Here is a 13,831-nt window from a genome sequence, read left to right as displayed (position 1 = left end):
CAGTCGTTCCCGAAGGACCATCACCATGACCATGACCGCTCTGGGTGAGCCCTGTGTGCTGCTCAAACTGGGCGAGATCGTCCTGAAAGGAAAGAACCGGGAGCAGTTCGAGGTCCGGCTGCGCGCGAACATCAAATTCGCCCTGTCGGGCTTCGAGATCGACCTGCGCCAGCGCCACGGCGTGATCGCCCTGTTCCTGCCCGAGGGCACCGGCGTCGAGGTCGCCGAGGCGGTCGCCAAGCGGGTCAGCGAGGTGCCCGGCATCGTGCTGGTCCACCTGGCCTGGCGGGTCGCCAAAGACCCGTCGGTCGTCACCAAGGCCGCGCTCGAACTGGTCAGGGAGACCCCCGAGGCGGCCCGCAAGGCCACCTTCGCGGTCCGCTCGCGCCGCCGCGACAAGCGTTTCCCGATGACCTCCGCCGAGCTCGACCGGCACGTCGGCGGCGAGATCAACGACACCTACGGCCTGCCGGTCAGCCTGAAGAACCCCGAGCTCACCATGGCCATCGAGGTCGACCGCGACGAGGTCTTCGTCTACGTCGACAGCCGCCCCGGCCAGGGCGGCCTCCCGGTCGGCACCAGCGGCCGGGGCCTGGCGCTGCTGTCGGGCGGCATCGACTCCCCGGTGGCCGCCTACCGCATGATGCGCCGCGGCCTGCGGGTCGACTTCCTGCACTTCTCCGGCATCCCGTTCACCACCACCGAGTCGATCTACAAGGCCTACGCGCTGGTCCGCCGCCTCGACGCCTTCCAGGGGCGCTCGCGGTTGTGGGTGGTGCCGTTCGGCAAGGCCCAGCAGTCGATCCGCACCTCCGGCAGCGACCGCCTGGCGATGATCGCCCAGCGCCGCCTGATGCTGAAGACCGCCGAAGAGGTCGCCCACCGCCACAAGGCGACCGCCCTGATCACCGGCGACTCGCTCGGCCAGGTGTCGTCGCAGACGATGGCCAACATCGCGGCCCAGGACAGCGCGACCGACCTGCCGATCCTGCGGCCCCTGATCGGGCTCGACAAGATGGAGGTCATCGCCGAGGCCCGCCGCATCGGCACGCTGGCCATCTCCGAGCTGCCCGACGAAGACTGCTGCACGATCCTGGCCTCCCGCCAGCCCGAGCTGGCCGCCAAGATCGAAGACCTGAAGCTGATCGAGAAGCGGCTCGACGCCGAGGAGCTCGCGGTGCAGCTCGCCGACTCGATCCAGGCCTACAAGCTAGAGACCTGACCGCCTGACCGGGCTGAACGCCCCGCCCAGCGCGGTCAGCAGCAGCCCGGCCCCCATCACGGTCACGACCGGCGCCACGCCCTGCCCGGCCGCCGTCCACGTCGCCAGGGTCGCCCCCAGCGGCCCCAGGGCGAAGTGGATGGTCCAGAACGCGGCCGTCACCCGGCCGAGCAGGTGGGCCGGGGTGATCTCCTGGCGCAGCGACATCGAGCAGATCGCGCCGACCGTGATCGCCAGGCTGAACAGCGCCATCAGCGCCCCGATCCCGGCCACGCCGGGCGAGAGCCCGATGACCACCACCGCCAGCCCCGCCAGGGTGGTCGAGAGCAACCACGTCGGCCCGAACCCGAGCCGTTTCCGCACCCGCGCCACCGCCATCGATGCGATGATCGTGCCGATCGCGCCCACGCCCAGCACATAGCCGACCACCGCGTCGGCCTGTTCCAGGTTCTGCTTGAGGTGGAAGACGACCAGGTCGTCGAGCCCGGCCGTGAGGAAGATGAGCGCGGTGAGCAGGATCGTCATGGTCCGCAGCACCGGGTTCCCGAGCAGGAACCTGGCTCCGGCGAGGCGGCCGCCGGTCTCCTCCTTCCGGTACGGCCGCAGCCGGATGAACCGCAGCCCGAAAGCGGAGATCAGGAAGGTCACCGAATCCAGCCCGATCGCGGCGGCCGGGCCGTACCCGCCCGAGACCACGCCCGCCAGGGCGGGGCCCGCCACCCCCGCGACGGCGAAGACCCCGTACAGGACGCCGTTGGCCCGGGTGATGTCGCCCGGGTCGACGATCGACGGCAGGACGGTCACATAGGCGACGTTGAAGACCATGCCGAGCGCGGCCGCCAGCGGGACGATCACGTAGAGCGGCCAGATCGCCGGTGTCGCCCACCACAGGACCGGGATCAGGCCGTACAGGAGGAAACGGCCGACGTCGCACACGACCAGCACCCGCCGCCGGTCGAACCGGTCGACGATGCCTCCGGCGAAGGTGCCGGTCACGACGGAGGCGACGCCCGTCAGCGCGGTGAGGACGCCCATCTGGGCGACGGACCCGGTCGCGTGCAGCGCCAGCAGCGGCACCGCCACGGTCGAGAACGCGTCGCCCAGCACGGACAACGTCTGAACACCGAGCAGGAGAACGAAATTCTTGTTGCGGTAAAGATCCCCCGAAAACGCCACGAGGGCGGAGGCTACACCGCGACCGCTTCACCGGCCAGGGTGCGGCCCATCAGCGGGGCGAAGTTCCGCATGATCCTCGCCAGTTCCTCCAGGTCACCGTCGACCAGGGCCTGCGGGCCGTCGCAGAGCGCCTGCTCGGGGTGCGGGTGGACGTCGATGATCACGCCGTCGGCGCCCACCGCGACGGCCGCCCGGGTGAGCGGCAGCACCAGGTCGCGCCGCCCGCCCGAGTGGGACGGGTCGATGATCACCGGCAGATGGGAGAGCCGCTGCGCCACCGGCACCGCCGACACGTCGAGGGTGTTGCGGGTCGCCGTCTCGAAGGTGCGGATGCCGCGCTCGCAGAGCACGATGTCGAGGTTGCCGCGCTGGGCGATGTACTCGGCCGACATCAGCCACTCCTCGATGGTCCCGCTCATGCCGCGCTTCAGCATGACCGGCTTCCCGGCCGCGCCGACCGCCTGCAGGAGCGCGAAGTTCTGCGTGTTGCGGGTGCCGACCTGCAGCATGTCCGCGTACGACGCCACGAGCGGCACGTCATGGGCGTCGACCACCTCGGTCACGATCGGCAGCCCGGTCTTCTCCCGGACGTCGGCCAGGATGCGCAGCCCCTGCTCGCCGAGGCCCTGGAAGGCGTACGGCGAGGTGCGCGGCTTGAACGCGCCGCCGCGCAGCAGGGTGGCCCCGGCGGCCTTGGCCATCTCGGCGGCCTCAAGGGTCTGCTGCGGCGTCTCGACCGCGCACGGCCCCGCGATGAGGGTGACCGTGTCGGGCCCGATCGGCACCCCGCCCACCCGGACCGTCGACCGCACGGGATGGTTGTCGCGGCTCACGAGCTTGAAGGGGGTGGACACGCGCATCACGTCGGCGACGCCGCGCTGACCGCGGAGGTTGAGGCTGGCGAACTGCTCAACGTCGCCGATCAGCCCGATGATCGTGCGGTTCACGCCGCGGGACACGAACGCCTCACCACCCGCCGACGCGACGAGCGCGACGACCTCGGTGATGTCTTCCTGGGTGGCCTCAGGGGCCATGACGATGACCATGATTTCTCCTTAACACGCGAAAAGCCCCGGGTCCTAGATCGGACCCGGGGCTTTTCGACCGCCTGTGGCTGCTAGTGCACAACCTCATGGCGAACGGTCCTCACGGGTCCGTCGCCATACCAAAACGAGACTGCGCCAAGCATGGTCGAAATATATCGCACAACCCTGATGCGGGCGCACCGCGGGGCGGGTGACAGGATGGGCGGGTGCCGGAGACGCCCGAGGAGGAGAACCGGCTGCCCCCGGGGCAGTACGTCCCGCGCGGCAGGCCCGTGATGCACTACGGCAGGGTGCCGACGTTCCGGCCCGCGACCTGGCGCCTGCAGATCTTCGGCGCCACCGCGTCCGGCGAGCAGCACTACCTGACCTGGGACGACTTCGGCCAGTTGCCGCGTTCGACGGTGCTGGCCGACTTCCACTGCGTGACCAAGTTCTCGATCATGGGCAACGAGTGGACCGGCGTGCCCGCGTCGGCGTTCCTGGCCGCCGTGCCGCCCGCCGCCGGGGTCGGCCACGTGATGATCTGGGCCGAATACGGCTACAGCGCCAACGTCCGCATGAGCGACTTCGACCGCGACTCGACCCTCTTCGCGACCGAGCTCGACGGCAAGCCGCTCAGCCCCGAGCGCGGGCACCCCGTCAGGGCCGTGGTCCCCCATCTGTACGCCTGGAAGAGCGTCAAGTGGGTGCGCGCCATCGAATACCTGACCGAAGACCGGCGCGGCTTCTGGGAGGACCGGGGCTACCACAACGTCGCCGACCCCTGGCGGGAGCAGCGCTACTCATACCAGGAGGACCCGGGCGAGGGCCCGCCCTAGCCGGGCCGGGAGGTCTAGTCTCGCCCGGGTGTGCTGCTTCGACGTGCCCTTCCGGCTCACCCCCGAGGCCGCCCGAGCGGCCCTGCCCCACCTGGAGCGGGCCGTCGGCGCCCCGTTGACGATCACCTCCACGACCGAGGTCCTGGCGGGCCGGGCCGACGGCTGGGACGCGGCGGTGGCGGCCATGCGGGGGAGGTCCCCGGGCGGGGCGGCGCCTTTGACGATCATGGGCACGGTGGCGGGAGCCCTGGTGGCCCATGCCCCGGCTCCGGAGTTCCCCCGGGAGGCCGGCGCCCCCTGGAACCGAGTCCGGCCGGACCGTCGGGCATGCCGGCGGGATCGCGCCGCCACCGCACCCGCTGAAGGCGCCGGCCCCGCGGCCGAACCGGTCTGCGATCTTCTCAAGACCGCCCGGTGGTTGTCCGACCAGCTCGAACTGGATCACCTGCGGAGGAAGACCGCCCACGAGTCGATCCCGGTTGAGCTGGGCGGCCGGACCAGGTTCATCGACCCCGGCGCCGTCTGGTTCGCCGAGGCGCACGGCGACTACGTCCGGCTCCGGACCGCCGAGGGCGGCTTCCTGGTGCGGACCTCCATGGCCGCGCTGGAGCAGCGGTGGGCCGCGGCCGGGTTCATCCGGGCCCACCGGAGCACGCTCGTCAACGCCCGCCACGTCAGCGAACTCAGGTTCGCCGGCGGGCGGGCGCTGCTGCTGGTCGGGACCGAGACGCTGCCGGTCTCGCGGCGGCTCGCGCGGGAGGTCAGGGAGCGGCTGACCGCTCGTCGCGCCTGACACGCCGTCTGTCGTGATCAGCCGGTGTGGCGCTGACCTGGGAAATAAGGTTGCGGTCACGGATCCGGTCGTTCGGGGGACGGCCGGATCCGCCCGCTATCCGCGGAGCTTCTTCAGCAGGTCGATGTCCTCACGGTGCTTGTCGGCCTTGCCGGGCGTCTCGATGCACAGCGGCACCCCGGCCACCGCCGGGTGGCGCATGATCTCGGCGAACCCCTGGGCCCCGATGTGGCCCGCGCCGATGTTCTCGTGACGGTCCTTCTTCGCGCCCAGCACGTCTTTGGAGTCGTTGGCGTGGATCAGCTTCAGCCGGCCCGGCGCGATCGTGTGCAGGGCGTCGAAGGTCTCGCGGACGCCCTCGGGGGTCGACAGGTCGTGGCCCGCGGCGAAGGCGTGACAGGTGTCGAGGCAGACGCCGGCCTTCGGGTGCCACTCCAGCGCCGACAGATAGGGGCCGAGATCCTGGACGGTCGCGCAGAGCATCTGGCCCTGCCCGGCCATCGGCTCCAGCAGCAGGTCGGGGCCGTCGTCGGGGATCTCCTCCAGCAGGGGGAGCAAATGGTCGCGCAACTGCCGGAAGGCCGCCTCGCGCGGCTGGCTGACCGCCGAGCCGGTGTGGACGACCACGCCCAGCGCCCCGACCTCGCGGCCCCGCCGCAGCGTGTGGCGGACCGAGGCGATCGAGTTCTCCAGCGTCGCCTCGGTCGGCGAGCCGAAGTTGATCAGGTAGTTCGCGTGGACGTAGACCGGCAGGCCGGCCTCGCGCAGTTTGGCGTCCTCGGCGGGGTCGCCCTCGTTGAGGGCCCAGCCGCGCGGGTTGGTGACGAAGACCTGGGCCATCTCGGCGCCGATCTCGGCGGCGTACCGCAGCCCTCCGGTGGCCAGCCCGCCGGCCACCAGGACGTGGCCGCCGATCGCGTTTCCAGTGCTCATAGTGGGATCAGGTTACCCGGGGGTTTCGGCGGTTTGTGGCAACGTACAAACCATCGGCCGCTCATGGACGGGGCTTTGGGAGCTCCCGCTGCTGGATTCGGCCGGGGCCGCGTTGTGTACTGGCGACCATGCGTGAACCGAGCCGCGACGACCTGCTGGCGTGCTGCGCGTCCGCCCGCTGGGCCGACGGCGTGGCCGGGCGGCCCTATGCCGACCTCGCCGGTCTCCTCGACCGCAGCGACGGGGTGCTGGCCATGCTGAACTGGGCCGACGTCGAGGAGGCGCTGGCGGCGCACCCCCGGATCGGCGACCGCTCCGAAGGGGGGTCGAGGGAGTCGGCGTGGTCGCGCGACGAGCAGTCGGGCACCGCCGCCGCCGAAGAGGACGTCCTGCGGCGTCTGAAGGCGGGCAACGCGGCCTACGAGGAGCGGTTCGGGCACGTCTACCTCGTCTGCGCGACCGGGAAGTCGGCCCCCGAGATGCTGGCGATCTTGGAGGATCGTCTGGGCAACGTACCGGAGAAGGAGCGGATGGTCGTGCGCGACGAGCTCGGGAAGATCGTCCGGCTGCGGCTGGCCAAGTTGTGGGAGGAGGGCGCGTGACCCTGTCCACCCATGTGCTCGACACCGCGCGCGGCTGCCCGGCCGCCGACGTCCACGTGCGGCTGGCCCGCCGGGCCGCCCACGGGTACGTCGCCCTCGCAGAAGCCCGCACCGACAAGGACGGCCGCATCGGGGAGTGGACGCCGCTCGGCCGCGAGTGGACCGGCACGCTGGAGGCGGCGACCTACCGGCTGATCTTCGACACCGGCGGCTACCTGGGAGACGACGCGTTCTTCCCCGAGGTCACCGTCGTCTTCACCATCGCCGACGCCGATCAGCACCACCACGTGCCGCTGCTGCTGAGCCCGTTCGGCTACTCGACCTACCGGGGGAGTTAGAAAGTGTTCACGCTCGGCCCCAACCGCTACGGCAAAGCCGAGACCCGGGTCGTGCGGGTCACCCGGCACGGCGACGCCCACCAGATCAAGGACCTGAACGTCAGCACGTCGTTGTCGGGGGACATGACCGACGTCCACCTGACCGGCGACAACGCGGCCGTGTTGCCGACCGACACGCAGAAGAACACCGTCTACGCGTTCGCCAGGAAGCACGGCGTCGGCGCGATCGAGGAGTTCGCCCTGCTGCTGGCCCGCCACTTCGTCGACGGGCAGCCCACGATCCACCACGCCCGCGTGGAGATCGAGGAGTACGCCTGGGAGCGCCGCGGCGGTCACTCCTTCGCCCGCAAGGGCCAGGAGGTGCGCACCTGCGTGGTCCACTACGACGGCGAGCGGGCCACCGTGGTCTCGGGGCTGAAGGACCTGGTGGTCCTCAACACGACCGGCTCGGAGTTCTGGGGCTACCTGAAGGACGGCTACACGACCCTGCCGGAGACCCGCGACCGCGTGCTGGCCACCGCCGTGACCGCCCGCTGGCGGCACGCGGGCGAACCCGGCGACTGGGAGGCCTCCTACGCGACGGCCAGGGAGGCCCTGCTCGACGCCTTCGCGACCACCCACAGCCTGTCGCTCCAGCAGACCCTCTACGCCATGGGCGCCCGGGTGCTGACCGACTGCCCGGACGTCTGCGAGGTCCGCCTCGAACTGCCGAACAAGCACCACTTCCTGGTCGACCTCGACCCGTTCGGCCTCGACAACGACGGCGAGGTCTACTTCGCCGCCGACCGCCCCTACGGCCTGATCGAGGGCGCCGTGTCGCGCGAGGACGCGCCCGGCCCCGGAAAGGCGTGGGACTGATGGACTTCCTGCGCGCGACCACCTGGGCCGAGGCCCTGCGGATGAAGGCCGACCGGCCCGACGCGACCCCGATCCAGGGCGGCACCGACGTCATGGTCGAGATCAACCTCGACAAGGGCCGTCCGAAGGCGCTGCTCGACCTCACGCCGGTGACCGAGCTGACCGAGTGGTCCGCCGACTCGGGGATCGTCCGGATCGGGGCCGGGGTCACCTACACCCGCGTCATCGCCGAGCTGGCCGACCGGCTGCCCGGCCTGGCCCAGGCCTCCCGCACGGTCGGCTCGCCGCAGATCCGCAACCGGGGGACCGTCGCCGGTAACCTCGGCGCGGCCTCCCCGGCGGGCGACAGCCACCCGCCGCTGCTGGCGTCCGGCGCGATCGTCGAGGCCGAGTCGGTGGGCGGCATCCGGATGATCCCGATCGGCGACTTCTACACCGGCGTGAAGCGCAACGCCCTGGCGCCCGGCGAACTGATCCGGGCGGTCCACGTGCCGGAGCGGCGGGGCCCGCAGTACTTCTCCAAGATCGGGACCAGGAACGCGATGGTCATCGCGGTCTGCTCGTTCGGCATCGCCCTCGACGTGGCGGCGAGAACGGTCGGCACCGGGATCGGCTCGGCCGCCCCCACGCCGCGCCGGGCCCCCGAGGCGGAGACCTTCCTGGCCGAGAACTGGTCCCCCGGGGACCCCGAGGTGAGCAGGAGGTTCGGAGAGCTCGTCGCCGCCGCGGCCGCACCCATCGACGACGTCCGGGGCAGCCGTGACTACCGCGTCCACGCTCTGGCCGTGATGGCCCGCCGCACGCTCGGCTGGGCCTGGGAAGAACACAGGAGGACGTCATGAGGGTCAACGTCACCGTCAACGGCGCGCCGATGACCGCCGACGACGTCTGGCCGGGGGAGAGCCTGCTCTACGTCCTGCGGGAGCGGCTCGGCCTGCCGGGCGCGAAGAACGCCTGCGAACAGGGCGAGTGCGGCTCCTGCACGGTCTATCTCGACGGCCGGCCGGTCTGCGCCTGCCTCGTGGCGGCCGGCCAGGCCGAGGGCCGCGAGGTGCTGACCGTCGAGGGGCTGGCCCCCGGCGAGGGGGAGCTCGATCCGGTGCAGCAGGCGTTCGTCGAGTGCGGCGCCGTCCAGTGCGGATTCTGTACGCCCGGCCTGATCGTCCAGGCCCATTCGCTGATCGCCCGGCACGACGGGGTGCCCGCCGACGCGGAGATCCGCGAGCACCTGGCGGGCAACCTGTGCCGGTGCACGGGCTACGAGAAGATCCTCGACGCGGTCCGCCTGGCCGCCCGCCGGAAGGCCGGTTCATGATCGTCATCGAGAACGCCTACGTCGCCCCCGTCGTGGGCGCCGAGATCCCCGACGGCCACGTCGCGATCGAGGGCAACCGCATCGTGTCGGTCGGCGCGGGGCCCTACGAGGGCGACGCCGAGCGGATCGACGGGCGCGGCCGCCTGGTCACCCCCGGGCTGGTCAACACCCACCACCACCTCTACCAGTGGGCCTCCCAAGGCATCGCCCCCGACGGCACCCTGTTCGAGTGGCTGGTGGCCAGCTACCCGGTCTGGGCGCGCATGGACGCCGAGGTCGTGCACGGCGCGGCGACGGCCGGCCTGGCCTGGCTGGCGCTGTCGGGCTGCACCACCACGACCGACCACCACTACGTCTTCCCGAAGGGCCGGGGCGACCTGTTCGCCGCCGAGGTCCAGGCCGCCGCCGAGGTCGGCCTGCGGTTCCACCCGTGCCGGGGCTCGATGGACCGGGGCCGCTCCCAGGGCGGCCTGCCGCCCGACGAGGTGGTCGAGACCCTCGACGAGATCCTGGCCGAGACCGAGGCGGCGGTGCGCAAGTACCACGACCCCCTGTTCGACTCGATGCTGCGGGTGGCCGTCGCGCCCTGTTCGCCCTTCTCGGTCAGCGGCGACCTGATGCGCCAGGCCGCCGCGCTGGCCCGGGACCTGAAGGTCCGCCTGCACACCCACGGCGCCGAGACCCTCGACGAGGACGACCACTGCAAGGCGCAGTTCGGCATGCTCCCCGTCGAATACCTCGAATCGCTCGGCTGGCTCGGCCCCGACGTGTGGATCGCGCACAGCGTCCACCTCACCGACGCCGACATCGCCCGCTTCGCCGAGACGGGCACCGGCACCGCCCACTGCCCGTCGTCCAACGGCCGCCTCGGCGCCGGGATCGCCCGGGTCAGCGAACTGCTGCGCGCGGGCGCGACCGTCGGGCTCGGCGTCGACGGCCCCGGCTCGGCCGAGTTCATCCCGCTCGCCGGGGAGATCCGCCAGGCGATGCTCATGCAGCGCGCCCGCTACGGCCCGCACGCGCTGACCGCCCGTCAGGCCCTGGAGATCGCCACCATCGGCGGCGCCCGCTGCCTGGGCCGCGAGAACGAGATCGGCTCCCTCGAACCCGGCAAGCTCGCCGACGTCGCGGTCTGGCGGGTCGACGGCCCCTACGCCGCCGCCTCCGACCCGATCGTGGCACTCGGCTACGGCCAGACCCCGCCCCTGGCCCGGCTGATCGTCAACGGCGTCACCGTGGTCGAGGACGGCGACCTGCGGACCGTCTCCGGGGAGGCCGCCGGAGCGGCGGGGGCGCGGGCACACGCCAGACTGCTTCGGTCATGATGACGGGATGAAGGATCACGTCGTCATCGCACCGGACAAGTTCAAGGGCTCGCTGACCGCCCCCGAGGTCGCCCGCCACGTCGCCGCCGGGCTCGGCGACGTGCCGGTCGTGCTGCTGCCGGTCGCCGACGGCGGCGACGGCACCGTCGACGCGGTCGCGGCCTGCGGTTTCACCCGCGTCGAGGTGGAGGTGACCGGGCCGACGGGCCGGCCGGTCCGCGCCTCGTACGCGGTCAGGGGCGAGACCGCCGTCGTCGAGATGGCCGAGGCGTCGGGGCTGCGCCGTCTGCCCGGCGGGCTCGAACCGCTGACCGCCACCAGCTACGGCACCGGCGAACTGATCGCCCACGCCCTGCGGGGCGGCGCGGGCAGGATCGTGCTGGGCCTGGGCGGGAGCGCCTGCACCGACGGCGGCACCGGCCTGGCCCGCGCCCTGGGCGCCCGCTTCCTCGACGCCTCCGGTCAGGAGCTGCCGCCCGGCGGCGGCGCGCTGAAAGACCTGGCCACGATCGACCTGTCCGGCTTCGACGCCGGAACCGCCGAGTACGTCGTCGCCTCCGACGTCGACAACCCGCTGCTCGGCCCGCACGGCGCGGCGGCCGTCTACGCCCCGCAGAAGGGGGCCGACGCCGACCAGGTCAGGCTCCTGGAGACCGGGCTCGCCCGGCTCGCCGCGGTCGCCGTCCACACCCACGGCCTGACCGGCTCGGTCGAGCACGACGGGATCGTCCGCGCGATGGGCGTGGCCGGGCAGCCCGGCGCCGGGGCGGCCGGGGGCGTCGGCTTCGCCGCGCTCGCGTTCCTGAACGCGTCCATCCGGCCCGGCATCGCCTACCTGCTCGGCCTGCTCGACTTCGAGACCCACGTCGAGGGCGCGCGCCTGGTCGTCACCGGCGAGGGCTCCCTCGACGAGCAGTCGCTGCGCGGCAAGGCCCCCGTCGGCGTCGCCGCCGCGGCCATGCGGCACGGCGTGCCGGTGATCGCGGTCTGCGGACGGCGCGCCGTCGGCGACGACGACCTGCGCAAGGCCGGGATCGACGCGGCGTACGCGCTCACCGGCATCGAGCCCGACCCCGAGATCTGCATGGCCCAGGCCGGGCCGCTGCTGGAGCGGCTCGTGGCGAGTGTGGTGAAGGAGCATCTGTGACGGTTCTGGTGCGGTCACGCCGGGTGGTGACCCCCGAAGGGGTACGGCCGCTCGGCGTCGACGTCGTCGGCGGGCGGATCGCGGGGCTGGTGCCGTACGACACCGGCGAGGGACTCGACCTCGGTGACGTCGCGCTGCTGCCCGGCCTGGTCGACACGCACGTCCACGTCAACGAACCCGGCCGCACCCACTGGGAGGGCTTCGCCACGGCCACCCGGGCGGCGGCGGCCGGGGGCGTGACCGCGATGGTCGACATGCCGCTCAACTCGCTGCCGCCGACCACGACCGTGCCGAACCTGGAGATCAAGAAGAAGGCCGCCCGGGGCCGGATCGCGGTCGACGTCGGCTTCTGGGGCGGCGCGATCCCCGGCAACCTCGGCGACCTGCGTCCCCTCTGGGACGCCGGGGTGTTCGGGGTGAAGTGCTTCCTGTCCCCGTCGGGCGTCGACGAGTTCCCCGCCCTCGACGGCGACGGGCTCACCCTGGCGCTGCGCGAACTGGCCCGCTTCGACGGCCTCCTGATCGCCCACGCCGAGGACCCCCGGACGCTCACCGAGCCGACCGGCCCCTCCTACGCCGAGTTCCTCGGCTCACGCACCCAGGACGCCGAGGTCAGGGCCATCGAGACGGTGATCGCGGTGGCCCGTGAGACGGGCGCGCGGGCGCACATCGTGCACGTCTCCGCCGGCGACGCCGTCCCCGTGCTGCGCGCGGCCCGGTCGCAGGGGGTGCGGATCACCGCCGAGACCTGCCCCCACTACCTGACCCTCAGCGCCGAGGAGGTCACCGGCACCGCGTTCAAGTGCTGCCCGCCGATCCGCGAGGCGGCCAACCGCGACGCGTTGTGGGCCGGGCTCGCCGACGGCACCCTGATGGGCGTCGTCTCCGACCACTCCCCGTGCCCGGCCGACATGAAGAGCCCCGGCGACTTCGCCACGGCCTGGGGCGGGATCTCCTCGCTCCAGCTCGGCCTGCCCGTCGTCTGGACCGAGGCGTCGGCGCGGGGCTTCTCCCTGGAGGACGTCGTCAGGTGGATGGCGCGCGGCCCCGCCGACTTCGCCGGGTTGTCCTACAAGGGCCGGATCGAGGCCGGGGCGGACGCCGACCTCGTGGCCTTCGATCCCGAGGCGGCCTTCGTCGTCGAGGCCGCGGACCTCGCCCACAAGAACCCGGTGACCGCCTATCAGGGCCGGGCGCTCCGGGGTGTCGTACAGAGGACCTGGCTTCGCGGTGAGACCCCCGGCCACGGCCGGTTCCTGACGAGAGGTGCCCGATGACCTTCCGCCACCTGCCCGACCTCGCCCTGCGCGGCAACGGCGGCTCGGTGATCGCCGCCAACGACGAGGCCTTCGCCGAACGCCAGGCGCTGATCCTGCCGCACGCCGCCCAGTTCCACACCCACGACTTCGGCGCCAAGGGCCAGATCTACGACGGCTGGGAGACCCGCCGCCGGCGCACCACCGGGCACGACTGGGCGATCGTCCGGCTCGGGCTGCCCGGCGTCGTCCACGGCCTGGTGATCGACACCGCCTGGTTCAAGGGCAACTACCCGCCCTACGCCTCGGTCGACGCCTGCGCCGTCGACGAGCCGCTGGCCCACCACGAGCTGACCGGCTGGACCGAGATCCTGCCCAAGAGCCCGCTCGGCGGCGACCGCGAGCACGAGTTCGCCGTCGGCGACCCGAACCGCTACACGCACGTGCGGCTCAACATCTACCCCGACGGGGGAGTGGCCCGGTTCCGGGTGCACGGGGAGGTCGTGCCCGACCCCCGGTTCCTGCACGGCCTCACCGTCGACCTGGCCGCGCTCTCCAACGGCGCCCGGGTGATCGACTGCTCCAACCAGTTCTACAGCTCGCCCAACAACGTCATCGCCCCCGGTCTCGCCCGCCACCAGGCCGAAGGCTGGGAGACCGCGCGCCGCCGCGACGACGGCAACGACTGGCTGGTGGTCCGGCTGGCCGGGCGCGGCACCGTCACCGTCGCCGAGATCGACACCACCCACCTGGTCTTCAACGCCCCGGGCTGGGTGTCGCTGTCGGGCCGCGACGGCGACGGCGACTGGTTCAGCCTGCTCGGCAAGACCCGCCTCCAGCCGGACGCGCAGCACCGCTTCCGCCTCGACAGCGACCGCCCGGTGACCCACGTGAAGTGCGACATCTACCCCGACGGAGGCCTGGCGCGGCTACGCCTGCCAGGCCGTCTGGTTTTCTGAGGCAGATTCATGGCGCGAGCCACGGCCGGCCTTCGGCCGTCCG

The 13,831-nt window shown here is 72.4% G+C and carries 15 protein-coding genes; 12 read left to right on the top strand and 3 right to left on the bottom strand.

The annotated features are described in order from the left end of the window. Window positions 1–25 precede the first annotated feature (25 nt). Window positions 26–1,222: a tRNA uracil 4-sulfurtransferase ThiI gene (gene thiI, locus AW273_RS22630; protein ID WP_062351395.1), complete on the top strand. Its 1,197-nt coding sequence runs from the start codon at window positions 26–28 to the stop codon at window positions 1,220–1,222. On the opposite strand, the gene AW273_RS22625 is transcribed toward thiI, so the two are convergent. Both AW273_RS22625 and aroF read right to left on the bottom strand, forming a co-directional pair. Further along, entirely contained in the window at window positions 1,211–2,398 is a 1,188-nt protein-coding gene (locus AW273_RS22625) for an MFS transporter (RefSeq protein ID WP_062351393.1), read from the bottom strand. The two genes, thiI and AW273_RS22625, sit on opposite strands and share 12 nt — an antisense overlap. Before the next feature lie 11 nt (window positions 2,399–2,409). After that, window positions 2,410–3,444, bottom strand: coding sequence for a 3-deoxy-7-phosphoheptulonate synthase (aroF, locus tag AW273_RS22620; RefSeq protein ID WP_062351391.1), 1,035 nt, complete (start codon window positions 3,442–3,444; stop codon window positions 2,410–2,412). A 275-nt stretch (window positions 3,445–3,719) separates the two neighbouring features. Between aroF and AW273_RS22615 the strand changes: the two genes are divergently transcribed. Then, a complete protein-coding gene (locus AW273_RS22615) occupies window positions 3,720–4,262 on the top strand; it encodes a molybdopterin-dependent oxidoreductase (protein ID WP_083949965.1) in 543 nt (180 codons plus the stop codon). Window positions 4,263–4,290: 28 nt separating this feature from the next. After that, a complete protein-coding gene (locus AW273_RS36480) occupies window positions 4,291–5,055 on the top strand; it encodes a LytR/AlgR family response regulator transcription factor (RefSeq protein WP_232327547.1) in 765 nt (254 codons plus the stop codon). Window positions 5,056–5,151: 96 nt separating this feature from the next. On the opposite strand, the gene AW273_RS22605 is transcribed toward AW273_RS36480, so the two are convergent. Next, on the bottom strand, window positions 5,152–5,988 hold the full coding sequence (locus tag AW273_RS22605; RefSeq protein WP_062351387.1) for a deoxyribonuclease IV: 837 nt from the start codon (window positions 5,986–5,988) through the stop codon (window positions 5,152–5,154). A gap of 128 nt (window positions 5,989–6,116) precedes the next feature. Here AW273_RS22605 and uraD point away from each other — a divergent pair, with 128 nt between their 5' ends. From uraD to alc, 9 genes are read left to right on the top strand one after another with little or no spacing between them, the layout of a single operon-like run. Continuing rightward, complete coding sequence (uraD, locus tag AW273_RS22600; protein ID WP_062351384.1) at window positions 6,117–6,590, top strand: 2-oxo-4-hydroxy-4-carboxy-5-ureidoimidazoline decarboxylase; 474 nt, start codon at window positions 6,117–6,119, stop codon at window positions 6,588–6,590. Next, window positions 6,587–6,928 carry a hydroxyisourate hydrolase gene (uraH, locus tag AW273_RS22595; RefSeq protein WP_062351381.1) on the top strand — a complete coding sequence of 114 codons (342 nt, stop codon included), beginning with the start codon at window positions 6,587–6,589 and terminating at the stop codon, window positions 6,926–6,928. The genes uraD and uraH overlap by 4 nt, the downstream gene beginning before the upstream one ends. Window positions 6,929–6,931: 3 nt before the next feature. Then, window positions 6,932–7,786 carry a factor-independent urate hydroxylase gene (gene pucL / locus AW273_RS22590; RefSeq protein WP_062351378.1) on the top strand — a complete coding sequence of 285 codons (855 nt, stop codon included), beginning with the start codon at window positions 6,932–6,934 and terminating at the stop codon, window positions 7,784–7,786. Continuing rightward, window positions 7,786–8,628 carry an FAD binding domain-containing protein gene (locus AW273_RS22585; RefSeq protein ID WP_062351375.1) on the top strand — a complete coding sequence of 281 codons (843 nt, stop codon included), beginning with the start codon at window positions 7,786–7,788 and terminating at the stop codon, window positions 8,626–8,628. The genes pucL and AW273_RS22585 overlap by 1 nt, the downstream gene beginning before the upstream one ends. After that, a complete protein-coding gene (locus AW273_RS22580) occupies window positions 8,625–9,101 on the top strand; it encodes a (2Fe-2S)-binding protein (RefSeq protein WP_062351372.1) in 477 nt (158 codons plus the stop codon). The genes AW273_RS22585 and AW273_RS22580 overlap by 4 nt, the downstream gene beginning before the upstream one ends. Then, on the top strand, window positions 9,098–10,426 hold the full coding sequence (locus tag AW273_RS22575) for an 8-oxoguanine deaminase (RefSeq protein WP_062351369.1): 1,329 nt from the start codon (window positions 9,098–9,100) through the stop codon (window positions 10,424–10,426). The genes AW273_RS22580 and AW273_RS22575 overlap by 4 nt, the downstream gene beginning before the upstream one ends. A gap of 7 nt (window positions 10,427–10,433) precedes the next feature. After that, on the top strand, window positions 10,434–11,573 hold the full coding sequence (locus tag AW273_RS22570; RefSeq protein ID WP_062351366.1) for a glycerate kinase: 1,140 nt from the start codon (window positions 10,434–10,436) through the stop codon (window positions 11,571–11,573). Then, on the top strand, window positions 11,570–12,850 hold the full coding sequence (gene allB, locus AW273_RS22565) for an allantoinase AllB (RefSeq protein ID WP_062351363.1): 1,281 nt from the start codon (window positions 11,570–11,572) through the stop codon (window positions 12,848–12,850). Before AW273_RS22570 ends, allB begins: the two co-directional genes overlap by 4 nt. After that, window positions 12,847–13,788, top strand: a complete 942-nt coding sequence (gene alc / locus AW273_RS22560) for an allantoicase (protein WP_062351360.1) — start codon at window positions 12,847–12,849, stop codon at window positions 13,786–13,788. Before allB ends, alc begins: the two co-directional genes overlap by 4 nt. The last annotated feature ends 43 nt before the right edge of the window (window positions 13,789–13,831 follow it).

This window comes from Herbidospora yilanensis (assembly GCF_001570565.1).
Taxonomy (GTDB): domain Bacteria; phylum Actinomycetota; class Actinomycetes; order Streptosporangiales; family Streptosporangiaceae; genus Herbidospora; species Herbidospora yilanensis.
This window is presented reverse-complemented; position numbering and strand designations above follow the sequence as displayed.

Bases quoted from the DNA above. Each gene is read 5' to 3' on its own strand.
- thiI (WP_062351395.1), top strand. From the start codon at position 26: ATGACCATGACCGCTCTGGGTGAGCCCTGTGTGCTGCTCAAACTGGGC.
- aroF (WP_062351391.1), bottom strand. From the start codon at position 3,444: ATGGTCATCGTCATGGCCCCTGAGGCCACCCAGGAAGACATCACCGAG.
- AW273_RS22615 (WP_083949965.1), top strand. From the start codon at position 3,720: ATGCACTACGGCAGGGTGCCGACGTTCCGGCCCGCGACCTGGCGCCTG.
- AW273_RS22605 (WP_062351387.1), bottom strand. From the start codon at position 5,988: ATGAGCACTGGAAACGCGATCGGCGGCCACGTCCTGGTGGCCGGCGGG.
- uraD (WP_062351384.1), top strand. From the start codon at position 6,117: ATGCGTGAACCGAGCCGCGACGACCTGCTGGCGTGCTGCGCGTCCGCC.
- AW273_RS22585 (WP_062351375.1), top strand. From the start codon at position 7,786: ATGGACTTCCTGCGCGCGACCACCTGGGCCGAGGCCCTGCGGATGAAG.
- AW273_RS22580 (WP_062351372.1), top strand. From the start codon at position 8,625: ATGAGGGTCAACGTCACCGTCAACGGCGCGCCGATGACCGCCGACGAC.
- AW273_RS22575 (WP_062351369.1), top strand. From the start codon at position 9,098: ATGATCGTCATCGAGAACGCCTACGTCGCCCCCGTCGTGGGCGCCGAG.
- AW273_RS22570 (WP_062351366.1), top strand. From the start codon at position 10,434: ATGAAGGATCACGTCGTCATCGCACCGGACAAGTTCAAGGGCTCGCTG.
- alc (WP_062351360.1), top strand. From the start codon at position 12,847: ATGACCTTCCGCCACCTGCCCGACCTCGCCCTGCGCGGCAACGGCGGC.